This is a genomic window from Gemmobacter aquarius (assembly GCF_003060865.1).
GTDB classification, from domain to species: Bacteria; Pseudomonadota; Alphaproteobacteria; order Rhodobacterales; family Rhodobacteraceae; genus Paragemmobacter; species Paragemmobacter aquarius.
Map to the genome: position 1 here is coordinate 2,326,909 of NZ_CP028918.1, position 26,148 is coordinate 2,353,056.

Annotated in this window: 17 protein-coding genes and 1 tRNA gene; 10 read left to right on the plus strand and 8 right to left on the minus strand. The window is 65.3% G+C overall.

From position 1 onward, the window contains the following. Positions 1–6: 6 nt before the first annotated feature. The 5 genes from HYN69_RS11270 to HYN69_RS11290 all read right to left on the minus strand — a co-directional run bounded on the left by HYN69_RS11270 (position 7) and on the right by HYN69_RS11290 (position 13,519). Positions 7–1,272 carry an ABC transporter permease gene (locus HYN69_RS11270; RefSeq protein WP_108435822.1) on the minus strand — a complete coding sequence of 422 codons (1,266 nt, stop codon included), beginning with the start codon at positions 1,270–1,272 and terminating at the stop codon, positions 7–9. A gap of 56 nt (positions 1,273–1,328) precedes the next feature. Then, complete coding sequence (locus HYN69_RS11275; RefSeq protein WP_108435823.1) at positions 1,329–2,402, minus strand: ABC transporter substrate-binding protein; 1,074 nt, start codon at positions 2,400–2,402, stop codon at positions 1,329–1,331. A gap of 96 nt (positions 2,403–2,498) precedes the next feature. Further along, positions 2,499–3,599: an ABC transporter ATP-binding protein gene (locus tag HYN69_RS11280; RefSeq protein ID WP_230426389.1), complete on the minus strand. Its 1,101-nt coding sequence runs from the start codon at positions 3,597–3,599 to the stop codon at positions 2,499–2,501. A gap of 232 nt (positions 3,600–3,831) precedes the next feature. After that, a complete protein-coding gene (locus HYN69_RS11285) occupies positions 3,832–12,945 on the minus strand; it encodes a Hint domain-containing protein (RefSeq protein ID WP_108435824.1) in 9,114 nt (3,037 codons plus the stop codon). 487 nt (positions 12,946–13,432) lie between these two features. Then, positions 13,433–13,519, minus strand: a tRNA-Leu gene (locus HYN69_RS11290). Between the two features lie 202 nt (positions 13,520–13,721). Between HYN69_RS11290 and HYN69_RS11295 the strand changes: the two genes are divergently transcribed. From HYN69_RS11295 to HYN69_RS11305, 3 genes are all read left to right on the plus strand, one after another. Then, entirely contained in the window at positions 13,722–15,077 is a 1,356-nt protein-coding gene (locus HYN69_RS11295) for a glycosyltransferase family 39 protein (protein ID WP_216824597.1), read from the plus strand. Positions 15,078–15,118: 41 nt separating this feature from the next. Continuing rightward, positions 15,119–15,799, plus strand: a complete 681-nt coding sequence (lipB, locus tag HYN69_RS11300) for a lipoyl(octanoyl) transferase LipB (protein ID WP_108435826.1) — start codon at positions 15,119–15,121, stop codon at positions 15,797–15,799. A 225-nt stretch (positions 15,800–16,024) separates the two neighbouring features. Next, the gene (locus tag HYN69_RS11305; protein WP_108435827.1) at positions 16,025–16,504 is read left to right on the plus strand and encodes a c-type cytochrome; all 480 of its coding nucleotides are present in this window, start codon (positions 16,025–16,027) and stop codon (positions 16,502–16,504) included. A 12-nt stretch (positions 16,505–16,516) separates the two neighbouring features. Here the strand turns inward: HYN69_RS11305 and HYN69_RS20580 are convergent, their stop codons facing one another. Further along, positions 16,517–16,777 carry a hypothetical protein gene (locus HYN69_RS20580; RefSeq protein WP_159082435.1) on the minus strand — a complete coding sequence of 87 codons (261 nt, stop codon included), beginning with the start codon at positions 16,775–16,777 and terminating at the stop codon, positions 16,517–16,519. Positions 16,778–16,875: 98 nt separating this feature from the next. Here HYN69_RS20580 and ctaD point away from each other — a divergent pair, with 98 nt between their 5' ends. Next, positions 16,876–18,555, plus strand: a complete 1,680-nt coding sequence (ctaD, locus tag HYN69_RS11310) for a cytochrome c oxidase subunit I (RefSeq protein ID WP_108435828.1) — start codon at positions 16,876–16,878, stop codon at positions 18,553–18,555. 118 nt (positions 18,556–18,673) lie between these two features. Further along, a complete protein-coding gene (locus HYN69_RS11315) occupies positions 18,674–19,162 on the plus strand; it encodes a DUF2244 domain-containing protein (protein WP_108435829.1) in 489 nt (162 codons plus the stop codon). A 223-nt stretch (positions 19,163–19,385) separates the two neighbouring features. Here HYN69_RS11315 and HYN69_RS11320 read toward each other — a convergent pair whose 3' ends face one another. After that, positions 19,386–19,844 carry a GatB/YqeY domain-containing protein gene (locus HYN69_RS11320; protein WP_108435830.1) on the minus strand — a complete coding sequence of 153 codons (459 nt, stop codon included), beginning with the start codon at positions 19,842–19,844 and terminating at the stop codon, positions 19,386–19,388. 181 nt (positions 19,845–20,025) lie between these two features. Between HYN69_RS11320 and carA the strand changes: the two genes are divergently transcribed. Further along, positions 20,026–21,192 (plus strand): glutamine-hydrolyzing carbamoyl-phosphate synthase small subunit, encoded by a 1,167-nt coding sequence (gene carA, locus HYN69_RS11325; protein ID WP_108435831.1) that lies wholly within the window; start codon positions 20,026–20,028, stop codon positions 21,190–21,192. Positions 21,193–21,274: 82 nt separating this feature from the next. Continuing rightward, on the plus strand, positions 21,275–23,023 hold the full coding sequence (locus HYN69_RS11330; RefSeq protein ID WP_108435832.1) for a glycosyltransferase family 2 protein: 1,749 nt from the start codon (positions 21,275–21,277) through the stop codon (positions 23,021–23,023). On the opposite strand, the gene HYN69_RS11335 is transcribed toward HYN69_RS11330, so the two are convergent. Beyond that, complete coding sequence (locus tag HYN69_RS11335; protein WP_108435833.1) at positions 23,020–23,655, minus strand: GntR family transcriptional regulator; 636 nt, start codon at positions 23,653–23,655, stop codon at positions 23,020–23,022. The two genes, HYN69_RS11330 and HYN69_RS11335, sit on opposite strands and share 4 nt — an antisense overlap. Positions 23,656–23,818: 163 nt before the next feature. Here HYN69_RS11335 and HYN69_RS11340 point away from each other — a divergent pair, with 163 nt between their 5' ends. From HYN69_RS11340 to HYN69_RS11350, 3 genes are all read left to right on the plus strand, one after another. Then, positions 23,819–24,514 carry a pyrimidine 5'-nucleotidase gene (locus HYN69_RS11340; RefSeq protein ID WP_108435834.1) on the plus strand — a complete coding sequence of 232 codons (696 nt, stop codon included), beginning with the start codon at positions 23,819–23,821 and terminating at the stop codon, positions 24,512–24,514. Positions 24,515–24,598: 84 nt separating this feature from the next. Continuing rightward, positions 24,599–24,826, plus strand: a complete 228-nt coding sequence (locus HYN69_RS11345; protein WP_108435835.1) for a hypothetical protein — start codon at positions 24,599–24,601, stop codon at positions 24,824–24,826. Positions 24,827–24,840: 14 nt separating this feature from the next. Further along, on the plus strand, positions 24,841–26,037 hold the full coding sequence (locus HYN69_RS11350) for a UbiH/UbiF family hydroxylase (protein WP_108435836.1): 1,197 nt from the start codon (positions 24,841–24,843) through the stop codon (positions 26,035–26,037). Positions 26,038–26,148 lie beyond the last annotated feature (111 nt).

A 26,148-nucleotide genomic window follows, 5' to 3' on the forward strand; every position in this document is an offset into this window, starting at 1 on the left:
TCCCCCTCAGCCCAGTTTCAGATTGTCGATGCCGACAAGACGGTCATAAAGCCAGTAAAGCACCAGCACCCCGGCCAGCAGCATCGCCGACAAGGCCGCCGCCATCGACCAGTTCGCCTTGTCCATGTGGAAATCGATCATGTTGGAAATCAGCGACCCGCTCGCTCCGCCCACCAGCGCGGGCGTGATGTAATAGCCAACCGCCAGAATGAACACCAAAAGCGACCCCGCCCCGATCCCGGGCAGCGTCTGCGGCAGGTAGATCCGCCGGAACGTCGTCCAGCTTGTCGCCCCCAGCGACCGCGCCGCGCGGGCATAGCTCGGCGGAATGGTCCGCATCACCGAATAAAGCGGCAAGATCATAAAGGGCAGCAGGATATGCGTCATAACGATCACCGTTCCGGTGGCGTTGTATATCATCTCCAGCCGCCCCTGATCATCGACGACCCCCGCACTGACAAGGATGTTGTTGATAACCCCCTGCCCCTGCAACAGCACGATCCAGCTTGATGTCCGCACCAGAAGCGATGTCCAGAACGGCAACAGCACCAGGATCATCAACAGGTTCGACCATTTCATCGGCAAGGTCGCCAGCAGATGCGCCACCGGAAAAGCCAGAGCCAGGCAGATCACCGTAATCAGCCCCGACAGCGCAAAGGTCTTGACGAACAGATAGGCATAGATGCGTTCGTTCTCGGGCACCCTCTCAAGGTTGCCCTGATCGTCGCGCTGCATGTCCATCGCGATCATGTAGAATTCGCTGGTATAGGCGCTCGACGCCCCCCGCATCGCCTGCCACACGGCAGGCTGGCCCCATTTCGGATCATCCGCCAGCAGCGCCTCTTTATACGGAGGCTCAAGCTTGTCCGCACTGCGCGCCGACCCGGTGAACAGCGACCGCGTGCCCCCCAGCGAATAGTTGATCCGCGTCCCCGCAAGACCGGCGGTCTTTTCCTGCTTCATCAGCTTCAGGTCCGACGCCAGCGCGGCAAAGGCCGCCTCGTCCGGTTCGGTCCCTTGCGGGTTTTCGGCAAACCACGCCTTCAGCGCGGGCGCATTGGCGGAAAACCCGTCATGATACATCGACCGCTGCAACATCTGCCCGATCGGAATGATGAAGGTCAGCACGATGAACAACAAAAGCGGCAGCACCAGCAAGAACGCCTTGCGCTTGGCCCGCTGCTGCGCGGTCGCCAACGCCGCTTTCAGCGGGCGCCCGTCAGCGGTGGTCAACAACCCGCCAGTTGCGGAAGATGCGGATAGGTCGGCCATGCTCACCCCTTTGCCGTAAACACGCGGGGGCCCAAAGCCCCCCGCGCCAGTCACTCTCAGTTCGCGGCCAACCAGGCGTTGAAGCGCTCGTTCAGTTCCGAATCCTTGTCGACCCAGAATTCATACGAAGACGGCAGCGCGCCGGTCAGGTTCTCGGCAGCGGTCGGCATATGCGGACCCATCGGGGTCTTGCCGTCCTTGTACATGCCGACAAGCGCGCCCGACGACTTGCGTGCCGGACCATAGGAAATCCAGCTCGCCTGATCGGCCAGCTTCTGGCTCGTCGTGGCATAGGCCAGGAATTCCTTGGCAAGTTCCAGGTTCGGCGTCCCCTTCGGGATCACATAGCCTTCATACTCCAGAACCTGCCCGTCCCACATGATCGCGAAAGGCTTGCCCTCGCCGACAGCCGCCGCAAAGATACGGCCGTTGTAAGCAGTGGTCATCGCCACTTCGCCATCCGCCAGCAGCTGCGGCGGCTGGGCACCGGCTTCCCACCACAGGGTGTCGGCCTTGATGGTGTCGAGCTTGGCAAAGGCGCGATCCACGCCTTCCGGCGTTTCCAGCGTCGCGTAAACGTCAGCCGGGGCAACCCCGTCCGCCATCAGCGCCATCTCGAGGTTCACTTTAGCGCCCTTACGCATGCCGCGCTTGCCGGGGAACTTATCGAGGTCGAAGAAGTCGGCAATCTTGGTCGGCGCTTCGGGGAACTTCGTCGTGTCATAGCCGATCGCGGTCGAATACACGATCGTCGAGACGAGGCAATCGGTCACCGAACCGGGCAAAAAGTCGTCCATCGCAGCCGTGCCATCGGGCGCGGGGGCCAGCATCGCCGGATCGATCTCTTCGAGCAGGCCTTCGTCGCACATCCGCACGCCATCGGCGAATTCCACGTCGGCCACATCGACCGTCACGTTGTTGGCTTCGACCATCGCCTTGACGGGCGTTGCCGGGTTGTCGGCATCCACTGCCACCACGTTCTTGCCGGTCTCGGCCATGAACGGCTTGATATAGGCTTCAAGCTGGCTCTCGCCATAAGCTCCGCCCCAGCTCATCACGGTCAGGTCCTGCGCTTGCGCGGCAAAGCCAGCTCCGGTCAGTGCGGTCGTCAGCACCAGAATTTTCTTCATATGTGTCGCTCCCATGAGTGTCGATCTTGATTTTTGTCTTTGGCCGCACCGGAAGGTCCGGCACGGCATAAGGGCGGGTCGCCCCACCCCTATCGCTTACAACGGATCAAGCGCGCGCGCGTCCTGAGGCGCCCAGCCGATCCGTATCTTCTCGCCGGGTGTCAGCACCCGCTGACCCAGCGTGTTGCGGCTCTTGATGACGAAATCATCATGCCCCGCCACCTTCAGCACCGTGCGGAACAGATCACCCATATAGATGACCTCGACCACCTCGGCCTCGATCAGATGCGCGCCCGCAGGCAGCAACTCGGGCTTGAACTCGACCCGCTCGGGCCGGATCGAAACCATCGTCTTCTGCCCCTTGGTCGTCACGTTCACCGGCGTCGCATCGATCAACTCGCCCGTCGGCAAACGCACCAGCGCCCGCCCGCCCGCGATATCCTCGACCACGCCTTCCAGCTTGTTGTTCTCGCCGATGAAGCCCGCGACAAAGCTGTTGTCGGGCCGTTCGTAAAGATCGGCAGGCGACGCCAATTGCTGGATACGCCCGTCGTTGAACACCGCGATCCGGTCAGACATCGTCAGCGCCTCGCCCTGATCATGCGTGACGTAAACCACGGTAATGCCAAGCGAATCGTGCAGATGCTTGATCTCGAACTGCATATGCTCGCGCAATTGCTTGTCCAAGGCGCCAAGCGGCTCGTCCATCAACACCAGCGCAGGGTCGAACACCAAGGCCCGCGCCAGCGCGATCCGCTGCTGCTGCCCGCCCGACAGTTGCGCGGGGCGGCGGTTGATGAAGGCCCCCATCTGCACCATGTCCAAAGCGCGGCGCACCTTGGCCTCGCGCTCGTCCTTGCCCATGCCGCGCACTTCCAGCGGAAACGACAGGTTCTCGCCCACCGTCATATGCGGAAACAGCGCGTAATTCTGGAACACCATCCCGATCCCGCGCTTGTGCGGCGGCACCTGATTTATAGGTCGCCCGTCAAGCAGGATTTCCCCGTTCGTCGCGGTCTCGAACCCGGCCAGCATCATCAGGCACGTCGTCTTGCCCGACCCCGAAGGCCCGAGCATCGTCAAAAACTCGCCCTTCCCGATGGAAAGGTTCAAATCCTTCACGACCAGCGACACGCCGTCATAGCTTTTCTGAACGTGATCGAAAACGACGAAAGCGTCGCTCGCAGTAGCAGCCACCCGCAATTCTCCCCGGTCATACCAGGCGGGTCCAGACCCGCTCTTGTTGCACCCGACTAAATCCAATGACCCCGACCAATGCAACCGGCTTGTCACAAATTCGGGCATCGCATTTTCATTGCAGGAAAAACGGTCAGTTTCCGCCCGTTTCGCCGTCCGAAACGGCAGCACAGAATAGGCGAGCGGGAAAATGGACTGTGCCTGCAAAACGCGCTTTGGCGGGGCAGACCGGTCAGCTTGCAGCGACAGCCTGCCTGCGCCGCGCCAAAAGGTCTTGCCGGCGCACGACGGGCCGCGCCGTCGGTCCATAGACCTTGGCCGTCCCCTCCTGCGCGATAAGGCAAGGCGCGAGGTCAGGCAGGATCAGCCCGATCTCGGCACAGGCCACCGGGCCGATCGCCATGGCGGCCATCGGTCCGGGATACATCGTCTCGGTCGCCATGCCATTGGCAAAGATGATCGCATGTTTCGGCAGCAGAAGATGATGATAAATCACAGATTTCTTGCCCCGCGCTACGCGGAACCGCTTGTCGCCGGTCTCGGCCAGATGCCGCGCCCTGACCAGCACCTGCCCCTGCGGCGTTTCCACCAGCACGGCATGCTGCGGCGACACCAGCACGTCGCCCCGGTTGCCCAGCGCCCCGTCGCGGATCAGCACGGGCCGCAGGTCGGGCCGCACGTCCAGATCTTCCGGCCCCATCCGCCGCCGTCCGGCCCACAGCACCGGCTGCGCCCCGTCATCCAGCGTCAGCACGCGGTCGCCCGCCCGCAAATCCTCGACCGCCACCTCGCCCCGCGTGGTCAGGATCATCGCGCCCGCCGTAAAACAGGGCACTCCCATCCGTGCGAGGTTCGACTTGCCCGCCACCTGCGCCGGAGGCACGCCAACCAGCACCAGCGCCTCGCCCCGCGGGAAGGTCAGCACCGCGTTGCCATTGCCGTCGTCCGTCACGGTCACATCGGCCCAGTCGACCGGATTTCCGTCCAGATCGGTCAGCCCCGCCACATCCAGCTGGTCCGCCGCCCGCAAGCCAGAAACCGGAGCGCGCGCGAAATCGGTGATGCGGATCGCGCCCACACCATCCGACAGCAGATAGACATCCTCGCCCGCGCCACCGCTCAGCGTGTCGTTGCCCGGTCCAGCAGCAAGCGTGTCGTTGCCGTCCCCGCCCAGCAACGCGTCATTGCCCGTGCCCCCGGACAATAGGTCTTCGCCCGCGCCACCTTCGAGCACATCGTTGCCCGTATCGCCAAGGATCGTGTCGTTCCCGTCCTCGCCGCCAAGATAATCGTCGCCCGCCCCGCCGGTAAGCGCGTCGGCCCCGTCACCGCCCGACAGCGTGTCGTTGCCCTCGTCCCCGAACAGCGCGTCATTGCCCGCCCCGCCCGCAAGGATGTCGGCCTCGGTCCCGCCATAGGCCAGATCGTCGCCGATCCCGCCCACCAGACTGTCCGCGCCCTGTCCGCCAAACAGCCTATCGTTGCCCTCGTCGCCCGCCAGCGTGTCGGCTTCGGTGCCGCCGGACAATTCGTCATCGTCCAGCCCGCCCGACAGGCTGTCAGCCCCCTGCCCGCCGGCAAGCGTATCCACGCCCGCCCCGCCAGACAGAGCGTCATTGCCCGCATCGCCCAAAAGCAGGTCGTCGCCCAGACCGCCCTCGACACTGTCATCCCCGCTCCCTGCGGAGATGGTGTCGTTGCCCTCTTCGCCCAAAAGCAGATCAGTCCCGTCGCCGCCGTCGAGCAGATCGTTGCCGGTCCCGCCAAAGACCGTATCGTTCCCGGTCCCGCCGTTGACGAAATCATCGCCCGCTCCGCCCCGGATGACATCGTTGCCCGCATCACCGGCCAAAAGGTCGGTCCCCGCACCGCCTTCCAGAAGATCATCGCCCAGTCCGCCGAAAAGCGTATCGGTGCCATCCCCGCCGAACAGCGAATCCGCCCCGTCCTCGCCGAACAGCAGGTCGTTGCCCGCATCGCCCGACAGGCTGTCGTTTCCGGCCCCGCCATAAAGCGTATCGGCATCGTTCCCGCCCGACAGGCTGTCGTTGCCCGCGCCGCCCTCGAGCTGGTCGTTACCCGCAGCGCCCGCAACCAGATCGTCGCCCGCCCCGCCGGACAGCCGGTCGTTCAGCGCGCTCCCCGTCAGCGTGTCGTCGAACCCGCTACCGACCAGCGCCTCGAAGTTCGACACCGTATCGCCCGCAGCGTCGCCCGCCGACCCGAGCCCAGTGCCCAGATCGACCGCAACACCCGTACCCGCATCCGCATAGCTCAGCGTGTCAAAGCCCGCGCCGCCGTCCAGCAGATCGGCCCCCGCCCCGCCCGCAACCAGATCGTCGCCCGCCCCGCCGGACAGCCGGTCGTTCAGCGCGCTTCCCGTCAGCGTGTCATTAAACCCGCTGCCGACCAGCGCCTCGAAGCCCGAAACCGTATCGCCAGCAGCATCGCCCGCCGACCCGAGCCCCGTGCCCAGATCGACCGCAACACCCGCACCCGCATCCGCATAGCTCAGCGTGTCAAAGCCAGCGCCGCCGTCCAGCAGATCGGCCCCCGCGCCGCCCGCAACCAGATCGTCGCCCGAACCGCCGAACAGCCGGTCGTCCAGCGCACCGCCCGTCAGCGTGTCGTCGAACCCGCTGCCCAGAACCGCCTCGAACCCCGAAAACGTGTCGCCCGCAGCATCGCCCACCAACCCGAGCCCGGCACCGGCATCAACCGAAACCCCGGCCGCCGCCCCCGCGTAGCTCAGCGTGTCAAAGCCCGCGCCGCCGTCCAGAGAATCGGCCCCCGCCCCGCCTTCGACCACATCGTCGCCCGCCCCGCCGGACAGGCTGTCATTGCCCGCCCCGCCATAGGCCGTATCGTTGCCGCCGCCCAGATCGACCCTGTCGTTCCCGCCCGCTCCGGTCACAAAGTCGTTGCCCGCCCCCAGTTCCACAGCCTCGATCTGGCTGAAGACCGCCGTCCCCGCCGAACCTGTCAGCGTACCGGCTTCCGCGCCGGAATAGGTCAGGACCTGATCGACACCGGCGATCCCGCTCGCATCGAGCACATCGCCTGACGTCTCGGACGCCTCGCCCCCGACCACCGCATCGCTGCCGAACCCCGCGCCCAGCACGAAACGGTCATCGCCCGCGCCGCCGTCCAGCAGGTCATTGCCCGCGCCGCCGCCAAGCGTGTCATCGCCAGCGCCGCCGAACAGCTGTTCGTCCCCGCCCCCGCCGATGATGCTGTCGGCAAAGCCCGATCCGGCCAGAACCTCGAAGCCCGAAAGCGTATCGCCCTCGGCATCCCCGCCAGAACCGGTGCCCGCCCCGAGGTCGACGACGATCCCGGCCGACGAAAACTCGTAGCTGACCGTATCATTGCCCGCGTCGCCCGCCAGCAGATCGCCGCCCGCCTGCCCCTGCATGCCACCGAAGATCAGATCGTTGCCGTCACCGCCGTAAAGCGTGTCGGACTGCGCGTTTCCGACCAGCGTGTCGTTGCCATCCCCGCCAAACAGCAGATCGTTTCCACCCGCCGATCCGACCTCGTCGCCGATCAGCAGGTCGTCGCCGGTGCCGCCATAAAGCGAATCGTCTCCGGCGCGCCCTTCGAGACTGTCATTCCCCGCGCGACCCTCGAAAGACTCGTTGCCCGCCGTGCCCAGTATCCCGTCGTCAAAGGCCGAACCGAATACCGCCTCGATCCCGGTGATCGTGTCGCCCGCGGCATCCCCGCCCGACGCCGGACCACCCGCCAGATCGACAGACACGGCCGCGTTCGACAGATCGTAGCTCAGCGTGTCGCGTCCGCTGCCACCATCGATCAGATCGCCACCAACCTGTCCGCCAGCTCCGCCGAAGATCAGATCGTTGCCCAGCCCGCCGTAAAGACTGTCGCTGCCCTCGTCCCCGCTCAGCCGGTCATTGCCGTCCCCGCCGAAAATCTGGTCATTTCCGGCATTACCCGAGAACGAGTCGTCGCCCTCGTCGCCCGACATCGTATCGTTGCCGTCACCGCCCAGAAGCGAGTCGTTCTCGGTCCCGCCGAACTGCGCGTCGTCGCCGGCGCCGCCCGAAAGCGTGTCCGCTCCACTATCACCGAACAGCCGGTCGTTGCCGTCCGAACCGGCCAGCACGTCGTTCTCGGTGCCGCCATACAGCGTGTCGTCGCCGGTGCCGCCCTGCAAGATGTCGTTGGCTGCATCGCCATAAAGCAGGTCGTTCGCCTCGTCGCCATTCAGCGAATCACGGCCGTCCCCGCCCCAAAGCGTATCGGCGTCGATCCCGCCGAAAAGACTGTCGTTGTCGGCACCGCCAAAGATCAGGTCGGCATCGTCGCCGCCATAGAGCATGTCGTTGCCGGCATCGCCGTAAATCGTGTCGCGGTTGTTGTTCGGGGCCAGATCGTCCGAATCGTTGATCACCGACGTGTCGGTTTCGGTGGGCGTCAGCCCGCCATAGATCGTGTCGTTTCCGTCGCCGCCATAGACAAGGTCGGACCCTTCCGCCCCCGAAATCCGGTCGCCGCCGGCATCGCCATAAACGGTGTCCATGTCGAAACCGGCATCGATGCTGTCGCTGCCATCGCCGCCATAGACCAGATCGTTGTCGTCGCCGGTCAGGATCGTATCGTTGCCCAGCCCTCCGACAGCCGTATCGCGGTCGTCGTTCGGATCGGCATCGGCCGTAAACACCCCCGGATAGCCGATATCGGGCGTCGCCACGGTGTTGCGCGTGTTGATGAAATCGTCGCCAGCCCCGCCGTCGACGAAATCGTTCCCTTCCGACCCGAAGATGCTGTCGGCACCGTCTGCGGCAAAGATCGTGTCATCGCCCGTTCCGGCGCGCACCGTATCGTTGCCCGCGCCGCCGTCGATCAGATCGGCACCGTCGCCGCCGTCCAGCGAATCGTCGTTGTCCCCGCCGAACAGCTGGTCATTGCCCGCCCCGCCGAACAGCCGGTCGTTGCCCGCACCGCCAAAGAGCGAGTCGTTGCCCAGATTGCCGACCAGCGAGTCGTTGCCCAAGCCGCCGTCGAACCAGTCATCGGCGGCAATCGCGGTCGTTCCGGTCGCCGTGTCGTTGCCCGATCCCAGCAAGACCCGCTCGATCTGGCTGAACTGCGCGCTCGACGCGCCCTCCACGATCGTGCCCGCCTCGGCCCCCGTCATCGTCAGCGTAAGGTTCGCCGTCAACGCTCCGGCGTCGAGACTGTCCCCGCTCGTCTCGCCGCTTTCGCCGCCAAGGATCGTGTCGCTGCCGAAACCGGTCACAAGGACGAAGCGGTCATCCCCGCCCCCGCCCTGCAACAGGTCGTTGCCGGTCCCGCCCGCCAGCGTATCGTTGAACGCCGATCCGGCAACCGCTTCAAAGCCGGAAATCGTATCGTTCGCCGCGTCACCACCCGAAACGGCACCCGTGCCCAGATTGACCGAAACGGCAGCGGACGACCCGGCATAGCTCAGCGTATCGTTGCCCGTCCCGCCACTCAGCAGGTCGGCACCCGCTCCGCCCTCGATCACGTCGTTGCCCGCGCCGCCGAACAGCACGTCATTTCCGGTTCCGCCCGTCAGCGAGTCGTTCTGCCCCGACCCGATGACCACCTCGAACCCGGACACCACGTCGCCCGACGCATCGCCGCCGCTGCCCGCCCCCGTGCCCAGATTGACCGAAACGCCCGCCGTCGACGCCGCATAGCTGACGGTATCGTTTCCGGCACCGCCATCCAGTTGGTCAGACCCGGCCCCGCCCTGGACGATGTCGTTCCCGTCACCGCCAAAGATCGTGTCGTTCGAATTGGAGCTGGTAATGCTGTCGTCCCCGGCATCGCCGGACAGCAGATCGCCGAACGACGCATTGCCGTCGCCCAGCGATGTGATGACGTCGTTGCCGTCACCGCCATAGACCGTGTCAAAGGCCTGCTGCACCGTGATGGTGTCGTCGCCCTCGTTGCCGAAGACCAGATCGTTGTCTGCAGCACCAAAGCCGGTGCCGGTGAAAACGTCGTTGCCCGCGCCCAGTTGCACGGTATCGGCCCAGCCCTGCCCCGCAACACCGGTGTCGTCGGTGACCGTATCGTTGCCCGACCCGCCAAACAGCGTATCGGCCCCCGCATTGCCTGCAAGCGAGTCGTTGCCAGCCCCGCCATCGACCCAGTCCCCGCTCGCCGACCCGTTGGCGGTATCGTTGCCGCTGCCCAGCACGACCCGCTCGATCTGGCTGAACGTCGTGGTCGATGTGCCATCGCCCAGCGTGCCCGTCTCCGCCCCGGTCAGGTTCAGCGTCAGGTTGGCCGTCATCGCGCTGGCGTCGAGGACGTCTCCGCCCGTCTCGCCGCTTTCCCCGCCAAGGATCGTGTCGCTGCCGAAGCCCGCCGCCACGACGAAGCGGTCATCCCCGCCCTCGCCCTGCATCCGGTCGTTTCCGGTGCCGCCGTCCAGCGTGTCGTTGCCGCCCGTGCCGGCCAGCGTATCGTTGCCCGCCCCGCCCGACAGGCTGTCGCCCGGCCCCGCTGTGCCGAACAGCGTCACATCGTCGATCAGCGGGCCGAAGTTAGAGTTCTGCGACGCGATCTCGCGGAATTCCAACCGGTCCGCACCGCCCGATCCCGTCACGGAGAAACTGTAGACGGTCCATGTCGTGGCAGGTTGGATCGTGGCGACCAGCGTTCCACGCCAGTAAACCTCGAAACTATCGGTCATCGCGCCGCGCTGCTTGCCAGCAAAGCTCAGCGTATAGGTCTGGCCCGAAGTCGTCGCGACATCCTGAAAGACATTGTCGACTTGGTTGTCGGCGTCTAGCTCGAGGTGCGTGCTGCCCTCGTAGGATGTCGTCCCGTCATGCCCTGTGCCATGCACCTCTGTCTGCGTGCCGGTCGACCAGCCCGCAATCGGCACATTGGCCCAGTTGTTCGCTGCCACCGGCGCATCGAAGCCGCCGTTGACGATCAGGTTGGCCCCGCCGTAAACCCTGTCGTCGCCTAGCCCGCCCGCCAGCGTATCCGCACCCGCCCCGCCGGTGATCGTGTCGTTGCCGCTGCCGCCCGTGACACTGTCATTGCCCGCGCCGGTGTCCACGTTGATCCCGACGGTCGATACCCCCGCCGCCACCGTGTCGTTGCCCGACCCGAGCGTGAACCGTTCGATCTGCGAAAAGACCGTGTTCTGGCCGGTCGTCGTGATGGTTCCGGCCTCGGTGCCGGTATAGGTGACCGTCAGATTGTCTGCCGATGCGCTCGCGTCGATCCAGTCGCCCGTGGTCCGCTCGCCGCCCTCGCCCCCGGTGATCGTGTCGCTGCCGCTTGCGGTGCCAAGCACCATCACGTCATCGCCATCCTCGCCCGAGAACACGTCGTTGCCGGTGCCACCGTCGAGCGTGTCGTTGCCCGCCGTGCCGTTCAACTGGTCGTCGCCCGCCCCGCCGAACAGTTGCGACGCATCCGAGGTCGAGTTGAACCCTGCGCTGTCATCGATCGTGTCGTTGCCGTCGCCACCGAACACGATGTCCCGTCCGGTCCCGTCCAGCAGGATGTCGTCGCCCGCACCGCCGATCAGCGTGTCGTTGCCGCCACCGCCAAGGATGGTGTCGCTGCCGTCGCCCCCGTCGAGCGAATCCGCGAACCCGTCATCCGCCCCGACCGGCGGCGCAAGCGTCCGGTTCACGGCATCGGTCAGGCCGTTTACGTCGACGCCGGCGATATAATCGTTGCCCGCCCCGCCAAAGACCGTGTCCGCACCGTCGTGGCCTTCGATGGCGTCGGCCCCGTCGCCCCCGAACAGCGTGTCGTTGCCGGTGTCGCCCGACAACGTGTCATTGCCCAGCCCGCCGAAGACAAGGTCATCCCCCGTATCTCCGACAGATTGCAGATCGTCGCCGTCGCCCATATCGAGCGTGTCGTTCCCGGCCCCGCCGGTGATCGAGTCGTTGCCCAGACCGCCGATCAGGCTGTCGGTGCCACCGCCGCCCAGCAGCGTGTCGTTGCCCGACCCACCGGCGATGGTGTCGGCTCCGTTCCCGCCCGTGACAGAATCGTTTCCGGCCCCCGTGTCGATGAAGAACCCGGTCGTCGCGGGTCCGCCGTTCACAGTATCGTTCGCCGACCCGAGGAATATCTGCTCGATCCCGCTGAACGTCGCCGTCCCCGACGCATTGACCAGCGTTCCTGCCGTGCCCGGCGTGCCATAGTTGACGGTCGTCACAACCGTCGACGTGCTGGCATCGATCACGTCGCCGGTCGTCTGCCCCGTATCGCCACCGACGATGCTGTCGGCCCCGTCCGCCGACCCCAGGACGAAGCGGTCGTCGCCGGTGTCGCCCAGCATCGTGTCGGCACCCGCGCGCCCCGTCAGCACGTCGTTGCCAGCCGCCCCGGTAAGCGAATCCGCCCCCGCCCCGCCGTCCAGCGTGTCGTTGCCTGCCGCGCCGTCGATGGTGTCGTTGCCCGCCGATCCGGTTGCGACGTCGTTGCCCGCGCCCAGCAGCACCCGCTCGACCTGCGAAAAACGCGCCGTCGATGTGCCGTCGGTCACCGCTCCGGTCTCGACAGCGGTATAGGTCAGCGTCAGGTTCGCCGTGACCGCGCTCGCATCGAGCCTGTCGCCTGTCGTCTCGAAGGCCTCGCCGCCGGTGATCGTATCGTTGCCGAAAGTGCCCGACAGCAGAAACTGGTCGTCCGCGTCGCCGCCGATCAGCGAATCGTTGCCATCGCCACCGGCCAGAATGTCGTTTCCAGTCCCCCCGATCAGCGAATCGTTGCCATCGCCCCCCAGAAGCAGGTCGTTGCCCGCCCCTCCGTCCAGCGCATCGTTGCCGATACCGCCGTCCAGCGTGTCGTTTCCACCGTTGCCGTTGATCGTATCGTTGCCGCCCCCGCCGCTAAGCGAATCGTTCCCCGCCCCGCCCGCCATGGTATTGGCACCCGCCGGATCGAAGTTCGGCGCGACGAGTATGGTGTTATAGGCAAAGCCTGCGGAATCGACGCTGGAGCTGACGGTGTTTGCCCCACCGGGCAAAATATTGACGCTCGTGCCGTAGCCCACCACGGTCGAACCGACGATGATCTGGTAAAGCGTGCCGCTCGTCTGTCCGCTGAAATTGTAGGACATGCCAAGCCGGACAGTCCCCGAAGCGACAGTGGTGCCGCCGCTATTGGTGACCACGACCGTCTGGTTCGCATCCGTCTGGGAAACCGAGTTGCCACTGAACGTGGTGTCATCGTCGGTGATGGTAAAGGTCAGCGCATTCGCCGCAGACGAAAAATTCGGGTCCAGCATAAAGCTCGACCCGTTCGCCAGCGCACCGCCGCCACTTACTACGATGGATGAAGCGGCATAACCGCTCACCACATAAACCGGCATTCTACTCGCTCACATACGCGCCCCGTTGACGGGGTCTCACCTACATGGCCCAGACGAAAGTCTGGCCCTTGCCCCATAAAGACCAATCAAATGTGGCCAAAAGTGGGCAAAGGCGCGCCAAACCGAAACGATTCAAGTCGTTACGGGCAAACGCGTTTCCAAAACCGCAGGTTTAACCCCTTTCACACACCATCTAACGGCAGAAAGGTTAAAAAGATGAACCAGCGCCTGCCCCACGGGTCAAGGACCAGACGCGACCCGAACTCCTGCGCCGTTTCCTTCGACGCGCACCGCCCGCCCGGCCTTCCCGACGCCATCGCGCCCGAACCAGCTCGCCACCCGTCGCCGCTAAAACCGTCACCGATGGAACGCGCCAACCTTACGGCAAACGCAAAGATCGCCGCGCAGGAAAATCCATGCGCAGCGCCCGATACCGGATTTCGCGAAGGGGGTAATTTGGGGGGCTGAGGCTGCCCCCCGAAGCAAATGGTGCGGATGAAAGGACTCGAACCTTCACGGGTGTTACCCCACAGCGACCTCAACGCTGCGCGTCTACCAATTCCGCCACATCCGCATGATTTGGCTTGGTGGCGGGTATGTAGCGAAGCGTTTGCGGGAAGGAAAGAGGAAAAACGCACGGCCCCGACAAGCCCTTCGACCGACCCTGCGGAATGGCTTTCCGGCACTATTAATAAAGGTTAAGTCTGACCGCGATTTCCCTTTCACGGTCCGCTCCATTGTCCCGGTTTCTCCTTCCCCAAAACCGTCCCGCCTTGGTGTGGGTCGCCCTCGTGATCGCATATTTCGCGGTGCAATTCACACTCCGGCTGCACAGCGCGGCGGGCCTCGAATTCGACGAGGCCGAGGCGCTCTGGTATGCCCGTAGCCTGCAATTCGGCTATAACGCCCAGCCGCCTTTGTATTTCTGGCTGCAAAATCTGGTGTTCCATCTGCCACTCGCGCCCCTGACCGCGCTCGCCCTGCTCAAGACCATGATCTTCGCGGCTGCGGTTCTGGCCATCTTCGCGATCTTCCGGCAGATCGACACCAAAGCGGCACCGGCCGCCATGCTCAGCCTCGGCCTCTTGCCGGAAGTGGTCTGGGAAATGCAGCGTGACCGGACCCATACCGTGCTTTTGCTCCTGCTCGCGGCATTCGGCATGCTCCGCATCCTGCAAAGCCAGCAGAAACACCGCGAAACAGGCGGTGAAACAGGCGGGGCAAGCCTCGGCGCGATCCTCGGTCTTGGCCTTCTGTCCAAGCCGAACTTCGGGTTCTTCGCCCTTGGCCTCCTTGTCGCGTCACGCCGCGTCCTGCGGCGCCCGACCGCATCACAGATCCTGCTCGCCGCAGCCGTGGCCCTCGGCATCGCAGCACCTTGGTTGATCTGGGCGATGACCCACCCCGACCTTGCGGGCAGCAGCCTGCACAAACTTGCGCTCGCCGCCGAAAACCCGTTCCGGCGGCGGCTCACCGGCCTTGGCAACTTCGCCCTTGCCCTTCTTGCCATGCTCGGCCTTGCCGCACTGGTGCTCGGCCCGATCTGGGCACGCGTCCGGCCCGGCCCGATCACGCAAGACGGTGCACGCATCATCCTTCAGACGGCGTTTGCATCGGTCTTGCTTTTCCTGCTTGCGGTTCTCGTCTCGGGCGCCAGCCAGACCCAAAGCCGCTGGCTCTTGCCGATGGTCTTTTTGTTGCCGCCCGTGGTGACGCTGCACCTTCACCAGCGCATGTCACCCGCCTCCGCTAAACGCATGACCGCCTGCCTCGCGCTGCCTTGGCTCGTCGTGCTGATCGCTCTGCCACTGGCCAACCGCACCGCCACCCGCCAGATGGACTTTGCCGCCCTTGATGCCACCCTGCCGCAGGGCATGGCCACCGCCTCGACCCAGACGCTCCTGCTCGGAAACCTCGTCAACCTCGGCACGGACCGCCCGCTCTACCTGCTGGCAAAGGGCGCCGCCGCGCCCGCAAGCGGAACCGATGTCCTGCTCCTCGACACCGAGGCAGGCCTCGCCTTCGCACGGACTTTGGGCTATGGCCTGTCCAAAGACAGTCTCCGCAGCCTGACCGTCATCGATGGCACCCGCACACGGCCCCTCTGGACCGCGATCGCCACCGCCCCCTGACGTTCCCCCGGCTGCGACACCGCGAACCGACAGGCACTACCGTGACCGAATGGACAACCCTTACGGGCCTCAGCCCCTACCTACCGACCGTCGCCGCGATGGAAGCGCGGGTCGAGGCGATCCATAAAGGCCAGGCGTCCGAGGCGATCTGGCTTCTCGAACACCCGCCCGTCTACACCGCAGGCACCTCGGCCAAAGCCGCCGACCTCGTCGACCCCGCCCGCTTTCCCGTGTTTGAAACCGGACGCGGCGGCCAATACACCTATCACGGCCCCGGCCAGCGCGTGATCTACACCATGCTCGACGTCGGCAACCGCGGCCGCGACGTGCGCTGCTTCGTGCGGGCACTGGAAAACTGGGTCATCGCCACGCTGGCCGAATTCAACGTGCGGGGCGAAATCCGCCCCGGCCGCGTCGGTGTCTGGGTGGTCCGACCCGACCGCGCCCCGAACCCCGACGGCACCCCGTCCGAGGCGAAGATCGCCGCCATCGGCGTCAAACTGCGCCGCTGGGTCAGCTTTCACGGCATCTCGATCAACGTCGAACCCGACCTGTCCCATTTTTCCGGCATCGTCCCCTGCGGCATATCCGACCACGGCGTCACCAGCCTCGTCGACCTTGGCCTGCCCGTCACCATGGCCGACCTCGACGCAGCCCTGATGGCGACCTTTCCCCGCTTCTTCCCCGATGGCGGCGGCATCAATCCCAGCTGCGCCCTCTGAACCCCGATTTTTCTGCGAAAAATCCCGCCATCCCCGCACCGTCACACCGGCTGACACCGCCCAAGGCGGCCAATGCCCGTCACCACTTGCGCCCGTAACCAATTGCGCCCGCGCAAACGCCCGCCTGCAGGGAACCCTTGGCCCCGCCTGCGACTTCGGGACAGCTTGCCGTTTCGCCCTGCGCTTCCCACCTTGGGCGGTGACACCTCGCACAAAGGACCAGCCATGCGCCGAATTCTCACCGCCGCCACGCTTTCGCTCCTCGCCTCGCCTGCCCTCGCCGCAGGCGATCCCGCCAAGGGCGAGAATGAATTCAAGAAATGCCGTTCCTGCCACATGATCGAAAGCGACGATGGCACCGCGATCCAGAAGGGCGGCAAGACCGGCCCGAACCTTTATGGCGTGATCGGTCGCCCCGTCGCCGGAACCGATTTCGACTATGGCGAGTCGATCAAGGCCGTAGGCGCAACCGGCCTGATCTGGACCGAAGAGGAACTTGCCACCTATGTCGCAAACCCCGCCGAATGGCTGAAGACCAAACTCGACGATCCGGCCGCCAAATCGAAGATGTCCTTCAAACTCGCCAAGGGCGGCGAGGATGTCGCAGCCTATCTCGCCTCGGTCGGCCCGGCACCTGCCGCCGCGACCGATGCTTCCACCGAAGCCCCTGCCGCAACCGCTCCGGCAAACAACGTCGCACCCTGAACCGCTACCCCGTCATGCGAACCACGGCCCAAGCCCCCCGCCTCCACAGGCGGGCGGCGCGCCACCCGTCCCCACCTCGCCTCGCCCCACCTCGCCCCGCCCCGCCCCACCTCGCCCCGCCCTGACCCGCAGCGTGACCGCCCGCTCGCCCAAAGCCTGATTTTTCGCTGAAAAATCGCCCCGCCTTTCGCCCGCCGCTCCCCCGCGACGCTTGGTCGCCCCACAAATCGCCCCTGCGGCGGGCTTTTGTTGATCTGCGTCAAAGTCAGTCATTGCCCCATCGGTGCGCCCCGATTAAACACAGCCTCACATAAGGGAACCAGCCGGGCCTCGAATGCCCGGCATTTGCTGAACAGAATCGGGAGACGCCAATGGCGGACGCAGCCATTCATGGCCACGGCCATGACGAGCGGGGGTTCTTCACCCGCTGGTTCATGTCGACGAACCACAAGGATATCGGGATCCTCTATCTCTTCACCGGCGGCCTCGTCGGGCTTATCTCGGTGATCTTCACCGTCTATATGCGGATGGAGTTGATGCACCCCGGCGTGCAGTACATGTGTCAGGAAGGTCTGCGCTTCGTCGCCGATGCCTCTGCACAATGCACGCCAAACGGCCACATCTGGAACGTGACCATCACCGCCCACGGCATCCTGATGATGTTCTTCGTGGTGATCCCGGCCCTGTTCGGCGGCTTCGGCAACTACTTCATGCCGCTGCAGATCGGTGCGCCGGACATGGCCTTCCCGCGCTTGAACAACCTGTCCTACTGGCTCTACGTCGCGGGCACCTCGCTCGCCGTGGCTTCGCTCTTCGCCCCCGGCGGCGGCGGTGACCTCGGCACTGGTGCGGGCGTGGGCTGGGTGCTGTACCCGCCGCTCTCGACCACTGCCGAAGGCGGCTACGCGATGGACCTCGCCATCTTCGCCGTGCACCTGTCGGGTGCCTCGTCGATCCTCGGCGCGATCAACATCATCACCACCTTCCTGAACATGCGTGCCCCCGGCATGACCATGCACAAGGTGCCGCTGTTCGCCTGGTCGATCTTCATCACCGCATGGCTGATCCTTCTGGCCCTGCCGGTTCTGGCCGGCGCCATCACCATGCTGCTGACCGACCGCAACTTCGGGACGACCTTCTTCTCGCCCGAAGGCGGGGGCGACCCGATCCTTTATCAGCACATCCTGTGGTTCTTCGGCCATCCGGAAGTGTACATCATCGTCCTGCCCGCCTTCGGCATCATTTCGCAGGTCATCTCGACCTTCTCGAAAAAGCCGATCTTCGGGTACCTCCCGATGGTCTATGCGATGGTGGCAATCGGTGTTCTGGGCTTCGTCGTCTGGGCGCACCACATGTACACCGTCGGCATGTCGCTCACCCAGCAGTCCTACTTCATGCTGGCCACCATGGTCATCGCGGTGCCCACCGGCATCAAGGTGTTCTCGTGGATCGCCACCATGTGGGGCGGCTCGATCGAGTTCAAGACGCCGATGCTCTGGGCCTTCGGCTTCCTGTTCCTCTTCACCGTCGGTGGCGTCACCGGCATCGTGCTTTCACAGGCCGCCGTCGACCGTGCCTACCATGACACCTACTATGTCGTGGCGCACTTCCACTATGTGATGTCGCTCGGCGCCGTCTTCGGCATCTTCGCAGGCATCTACTTCTGGATGGGCAAGATGTCGGGCCGCCAATATCCCGAATGGGCCGGCAAACTGCACTTCTGGGCGATGTTCATCGGCTCGAACCTGACCTTCTTCCCCCAGCACTTCCTGGGACGTCAGGGCATGCCGCGCCGCTACATCGACTATCCGGAAGCCTTCGCCTACTGGAACTGGTTCTCGTCCATTGGCGCCTTCATCGCCTTCGGATCCTTCGTGTTCTTCATCGGCATCGTGTTCTACACCCTGTTCTTCGGCAAGCGCATCACCGAGAACAACTACTGGAACGAATACGCCGACACGCTGGAATGGACCCTGTCCTCGCCCCCGCCGGAACACACCTTCGAGCAACTGCCGAAGCAATCCGACTGGGACAAGGGTCACGCCCACTGATCCAGCCGTAAATTCGAAAGGCCCCGGAGCGATCCGGGGCCTTTTCGCATTGAGCCTCGCGCATCGCGCCCTACCTCATCCGACAGACACCGAAACCAGCCCAGACCCGCAGATACCCATGCCCTACGAATGGCTTCCGCCCAGCACCACGACGCCCGCCCGCCTGCACCTCTGGCCCTACCGGTCGCTGCCCCGCCGCGGATTCGTCGGCTTCATCGCCACGACCTGCGCGCTGATCGCCCTGCCGCTTCTTGCCGTGCTCGGCTCTCCGGTGCTCTGGGGTCTCCTCCCCTTCTTCCTGATTGCCGTCACAGGTGTCTGGCTCGCCCTGTCACGCTCCTACCGTGACGGCGAGATCGTCGAAGACCTGACCTTCGCCCCGGAAAGCCTGACCCTGACCCGCCACGGCCCCCGCGGCCGGCGTCACGACTGGCAAGCCAATCCACATTGGGTGCGCCTGACCCTGCACCCCAAAGGCGGCCCCGTGCCGAACTACCTGACGCTCAAGGGAAACGGGCGCGAGGTCGAACTCGGCGCCTTCCTGTCAGAAGACGAACGGTTAACCCTGCGCGACGAGGTGCAGGAAAAACTGGACGCGCTGCGCTGATGCCCACCCAAGGCGGGGGCTGTCTGCCCCCCACGCCCTTCGGGCTCCCCCCGAGGATATTTAAGGACAGAAAATGCAGACCACCCCCATTTTCTGTCCTTAAATATCCTCAGGGGGTGAGGCCGCAGGCCGAGGGGGCAGAATGCCCCCTACGCCGCTTGACCATGCTGGCGGGCATGAAAAAAGGGGGCCGAAGCCCCCCGTTCCGCCAGCCTTCGAAACTTCAGCCCAGCCGGTCTTTCAGCCGCAGTCCAACCGCCCCGAAATCCATCTGGCCGGTGTATTTGCCCTTCAAGACTGCCATGACGCGGCCCATGTCGCGGATGCTTGCGGCCCCCGTCTCGGCAATCGCCGCCACCAAGGCCGCCTCGACCTCGGCCGCATCAAGCTGGCGCGGCAGGAATTCCTCGATCACCCCGATTTCGGCCAGTTCCTTTTCGGCCAGTTCCAGCCGCCCACCCTCTTCATAGGCACGCGCGCTTTCCTGCCGCTGCTTCACCATCTTGCCCATGATCGCCAGAATGTCGCCGTCCGACACCACGCCATCCCCGCCATCGCCACGGTTCGCGATATCGCGATCCTTGATCGCGGCGTTGATCAGCCGCAGCGTCGACAGCCGGTCAACCGCCTTGGCCCGCATCGCATCCTTAAGCGCCTCTTGCAGCCGCTCCCGCATCGCCATGAACTGACCTTCCCCGACGGTTTCCTTGCCCGCGCACAATACAGCCAAGCGCCGTGGATAACAACCAAGTCGATTTATATCAAACCATTGAAATACAATGATATTCCTTTTCACCCCCTGCCCTTGACCGCAACCCCGCACACAACTAGTGTCCCCGAAATTCGCCGACAGGAGTCGCCCCATGCCCGCATCCGCGAAACCCACCGACAAACCGACCGCCTGCCTCGCACTGGCGGATGGAACGGTCTTTTACGGCAAAGGCTTCGGCGCCACGGGCGAGACGGTTGCAGAACTGGTGTTCAACACCGCGATGACCGGCTATCAGGAAATCATGACCGATCCGTCCTATGCAGGACAGGTCGTCACCTTCACCTTCCCCCATATCGGCAACGTCGGCGTCACGCCGGAAGACGACGAAACTGCCACCCCGGTCGCGGCGGGCATGGTGGTGAAATGGGACCCGACCGAGCCGTCGAACTGGCGCGCCACGGGCGAGCTGACCCAGTGGCTCACGTCCAAGGGTCGGATCGGCATCGGCGGCATCGACACCCGCCGCCTGACCCGCGCGATCCGCCAGCAGGGTGCGCCCCATGTCGCCCTCGCCCATGATCCGGAAGGCAATTTCGACCTTGCCGCGCTGGTGGCAAAGGCACGCGCATGGCGCGGCCTCGTCGGCCTCGACCTTGCGAAAGACGTTTCCTGCACCCAATCCTACCGCTGGAACGAAAAGACCTGGGCCTGGCCCGAAGGCTACACCGAACGCAGCGGTGACGGCTATCGCGTCGTCGCGATCGACTACGGCGCCAAGCGCAACATCCTGCGCTGCCTCGCCTCGGTCGGCTGCGATGTCACCGTGCTGCCCGCCACCGCCACCGCCGAAGACGTGATGGCGCTCAACCCCGAAGGCGTGTTCCTGTCCAACGGCCCCGGCGATCCGGCGGCCACGGGTGCCTATGCCGTCCCGATGATCCAGGGCGTCCTTGCCCGCGACGTGCCCTTGTTCGGGATCTGCCTCGGCCACCAGATGCTCGCCCTCGCCCTCGGCGCCAAGACCGTCAAGATGAACCACGGCCACCACGGCGCGAACCACCCCGTCAAGGCGCTTGGCACCGGCAAGGTCGAGATCACCTCGATGAACCACGGCTTCACCGTCGACAGCCAGACCCTGCCCAAGGGTGTGCGCGAAACCCACGTGTCACTCTTCGACGGCTCCAATTGCGGCATCGCGGTCGAAGGCAAGCCGGTTTTTTCGGTGCAATACCACCCCGAAGCCTCGCCCGGCCCGCAAGACAGCTTTTACCTCTTCGAACAGTTTGCCGAAGCGATCCGCGCCCGCCGCACTGTCTGAGCGGGCCGAAACCCGATCTTAACCATTTGTTAAGAACGATCCCGCAACCTGCGCGTGTCCCTTACCGGTCAGGCGCAGCGTCATGGAAGAACCCTACCTGTCAGACCCGCGGTCTCCTGCCCCCTTCGCAGGCGGCTTGGCCGATGTTGCGGCCCGGTTCGATCCCGCCCCCGCATCACGCATAGCACGGTCGCGCACCCCGCGCCGCCCGCCCCCCCGCGATCCGCTCGCCACGCCGCCCGATACCACCCTCGCCGCAGGCTTCGGCATCGACCGCTGCATCGACCTCGGCGTGCTGCCATGGGTGCGGGTCGGTCCCGAAACGGTCGTCCTCGTCGAAAGCCTCGCCCGCTTCACCGCTGCCCGCATCGCATTGACCGCAGCTTTCGGCCCGCTCCGCCCCGTCGCCGTCACACGGCAGACGCTCATGGCAGCCCTGCTCGCCCATTTCGGCCCCGCCCTGGCCCATCGCGCCGAAACCCGCGCTCCGGCGGGCGAAAGCTGCCGCAGCATCGACAGCACGCGCTTGCGCCGCATCGCCGCCTGCCTTGCCGTCCTTTGCCTGACCGGCGCAATCCTCTACCCCTTGGCCGCCCTCCTCGTGGCGTTCATCCTCGCTACCCTGTCCCTCGCCGTCACCACCTGCTTCAAATTCGCCACCGCCCTCGCCACCCTGCGCGCCGATGCCGCCCCCCCGCCGCCGCTTCTGGCCGACGCCGATCTTCCCGTCGTCTCCCTCCTCATCGCCCTCTACCGCGAGGCAGATATAGCCCCCCGCCTGATCCAGCGCCTCGAACGGCTCGACTATCCGCGCGACCGTCTCGAACTGCTTCTGGTGATCGAGGATGACGACACCGCCACCCGCAGCGCCCTTGCCGCAGCCGACCTGCCATCGTGGATGCGGACGATCGTCGCGCCCGCAGGCACGATCCGCACCAAGCCCCGCGCCCTGAACCTCGCGCTCGACTTTGCGCGCGGCGACATCGTCGGCGTCTACGATGCCGAAGACGCCCCCGCCCACGACCAGCTACGCAAGGTCGCCGCCGCCTTCGCCGCCGCTCCGTCCGATGTGGCCTGCGTGCAGGCGATGCTCGACTATTACAATCCGCGCAAGAACTGGCTGTCGCGCTGCTTCACGCTGGAATATGCGCTCTGGTTCCGCCTCGTGCTTCCGGGGATCGAACGGCTGGGCATGCCGCTGCCCCTCGGCGGTACATCCTTGTTCTTCAAGCGCGAAACCCTCTGCGCCTTGGGCGGATGGGATGCCCATAACGTCACCGAAGACGCCGATCTCGGCATCCGCCTCGCCCGTCACGGCTATCGGACCCAGATGGTCAACAGCGTCACCCAGGAAGAGGCGAACTGCCGCGCCCTGCCGTGGATCCGCCAGCGGTCGCGCTGGATCAAGGGCTACCTGATGACATGGCTCGTCCACATGCGCGCGCCCCGTACCCTGTGGCACCAACTCGGCCCGCGCGGCTTTCTCGGCTTCCAGATCGTGTTTCTGGGCGCCCTGTCACAGGTCCTCCTTGTCCCCATATTATGGAGCCTCTGGACAATCCCCATCGGTCTCGGCCATCCGATCGCAGCGGTCATTCCACCACAGGGCCTGACCACCCTCGCGCTTTTGTTCCTGCTGGTCGAGGTGGTGGGCTTCGTGCTGAACCTCATCGCCCTGCGCCGCAGTGGCCAGCGCCTCAGCGCGCTTTGGATCCCGACCCTGCACGCCTATTTCCCGCTCGGCACCCTCGCCGCGCTGAAGGCCGTGGCGGAAACGCTGACCATCCCGTTCTACTGGGACAAGACGCACCACGGCCATTTCCACGATTAACGGGTCCGCATTTCCCCCGCATCCACCCGCAACCGCGTCTCGAAGGCCTTGCTGATATGCTGGCGCAATGCCTGATAGGCCGCGTCGCCATCATGCGCCTCGATCGCGCGGATGATCTGGTCATGCTCGGCCAAGGCCACCTCGTCGCGCCCCTCGGCGGCGAAAGACGTGTTCGCCATCAGCGCCATGGACCGGTGCACAAGGTCAAGCTGCTGCACCAGAAAGCGGTTGTGGCTCGCCAGATGGATCTGCCGGTGGAACCGCTTGTTGGCACGGCTCAAAAGCTTCGGGTCGCCCCCCAGCAGCGCACGGTCATCCGTCACCATACCGCGCAAGACGCGGATCTCCTCATCCGTGGCGTGCCGCGCCGCGAGCCGCGCCGCCAAGCCCTCAAGCTCGGTCCGTACGGCGTAAAGTTCCGCCAACTGGTTATGGTCGAGCGAGGCGACGATCAGGCTCCGCCCGTCGCGCGTCAGCATCGCCTGCGTCTCCAGCCGCTGCAGCGCCTCGCGCACCGGCGTGCGCGATACGCCCAACCGTTCGGCAAGCTCGGATTCCACCAGCCGGTCGCCGGGCTTGTAAAGCCCCGCATCGATCGCCTCTAGGATCAGCGTATAGGCATCTTTCTGCACCGGCCGCGGCCTCCCGTCCCGTCACCGCCCCGATCTTGCGCCGGGATACGGATGTATACAAAAGCGCACCGCAGCTTTCAACCTGCGCAACACCCCACCCGCAGCGCCCCCCACCCTACCGCTTCCCATTGCGCACCCGCAGTCCCCGGTCTACCCTCTTGCGATGCCAAAGCACGATTTCAACCACGTCACCACATGGGTCTTCGACCTCGACAACACGCTTTACCCGCCGCACATGCGCCTGTTCGACCAGATCGAAACGCGCATGACCGGCTGGGTGTCGCGCAGCCTCGGCGTCAGCACCGAACAGGCCAACCACCTGCGCGCCACCTATTGGCAGCTTTACGGCACCACCCTCGCGGGGCTGATGGCCGAACATGGCATCGAACCGCATGATTTTCTGGCCCATGTCCATGATATCGACTTTTCGGTGCTTTCGCCCGACCCCGCACTTGCCGACCATATCGCAGCCCTGCCGGGCCGCCGCATCGTCTATACCAACGCCGACGCCCCCTATGCCCGGCGCGTCCTCGCGGCCCGTGGCCTCGACGGACTTTTCGACGCGGTCTACGGCGTGGAACACGCAGGTTTCCGCCCCAAACCCGAACGGCAGGCCTTCGAGACCGTCTTCGCGCTCGACGCGCTGAACCCCGCGACAGCCGCCATGTTCGAGGATGACGCCCGCAACCTGATCGCCCCCCATGCACTGGGCATGCGCACGATCCACATCGCGCCCGAAGCCGCCCCCGCCCCGCATATCCACCACCACAGTGACGACCTGACCGCTTTCCTCGCCCGCCTGGCCGAACCCGTCTGGCCGAACCCGCCTGACCGCAGCCTGATGCTCACCCCGCCGTGAACGCGACCCTGCGCCGCAGCGCCCCCGCTTTGCCTTTCCGCCACAAGGCCCCATCTACCAAGCGACCGTTGCACTGGAGCCGCCATGCCCCCCACCCTCGCCGCACCCGCCCGCCCCGTCACCATTCCCGTGCTCGGCCATCTGGCCCGCGACATCGGGCGCGATGTCAACGTGGTCTTCTACCTCCTCGCCATCTTCGTCACCGCTATGGTGCTTGCGGTCAAAACCTTCGGCCTCGCGGCCCTTGTGCTGACCGCCGTTGCCGCCGTGCCGGTCGTCTTCATTCTTCTGCTCTGGGTCACCTTGCCCTAGGAACGGTCCCGACCATGCGTGAAACCACCGATATCCTGATCTCGGGCGGCGGCGTCGCCGGCCTCACCGCAGCCGCCGCCTTCGGCTCGGCGGGGTTTTCGGTCGTGATCGTCGATCCCGAACCGCCCGTTACCAGCATGGAGGCGGAAGGCGCCGACCTGCGCTCGACCGCCTTCCTGCAACCCTCGATCCCGGTGCTGCAAGCCGCAGGCCTCTGGGACAGGCTCGCCCCCTTTGCCGCCCCCCTGCAAGTGATGCGGATCATCGACGCGGGCGGCGAAAACCCAGAACCCCGCATCGTCAAGGATTTCGACGCAGCAGACATCTCCGACCAACCCTTCGGCTGGAACCTCCCGAACTGGCTCTTGCGCCGCGAAATGTCGGCCCGGCTTGCAGACCTGCCGAACGTCAGCTTCCGCCCCGGCCTCGCCACCACTGCCCTCCTCACGCGTGAGTCCGAGGCGCTGGCCACCCTGTCCGACGGCACCCGCCTCCGCGCGCGCATGGTGATCGGTGCCGACGGCCGCAACTCCTTCGTGCGCGAGGCTTTGGGAATTGCCGTCAAAACCACACGCTACGGCCAAAAGGCGCTCGCTTTCGCCGTGACCCACCCGATCCCGCACAAGAATATCTCGACCGAAATCCACCGCTCCGGCGGCCCCTTCACCCTCGTCCCCCTGCCCGACCGCAACGGGATGCCCTGCTCTGCCGTGGTCTGGATGGAAACCGGCCCGAACGCGCAGCGCCTCGCCGCCCTGCCGGTCGCGGAATTCGAGGCGGAAATGAACACCCGCTCCTGTCACGTCCTTGGCCCGCTGACGCTGATCAGCCGTCGCAGCCTGTGGCCGATCATCACCCAATCCGCAGCCTGCATGTCAGGCGAACGCACCGCCCTGATGGCCGAAGCCGCGCACGTCCTGCCCCCCATCGGCGCGCAGGGCCTCAACATGTCCATCGCCGACCTGAACGCGCTGCTATCACTGGCCACGGCCAACCGCGACGACATCGGCAGCGCCCCGATGCTCGACGCCTACCACCGCGCCCGCCACCTCGACATCACCACCCGCATCACCGGCATCGACGCACTCAACCGCGCCTCGATGATGGGTGGGCAAGCCCTGCGCGACCTGCGCGCAACGGCGCTCGACGCGCTGTACTCGGTCGCCCCCCTGCGCAAAACACTCATGCGCGCAGGCCTCGGCGTCCGGTAAAGCAAGAATTTCCCTCGGAAATTCTTGCCCCTCCCCCGCCAAAACTTTCGCTCCGAAAGTTTTGGCCGCGTCCGGACAATCTTCGTCGAAGATTGTCCGGACGAAGACGGC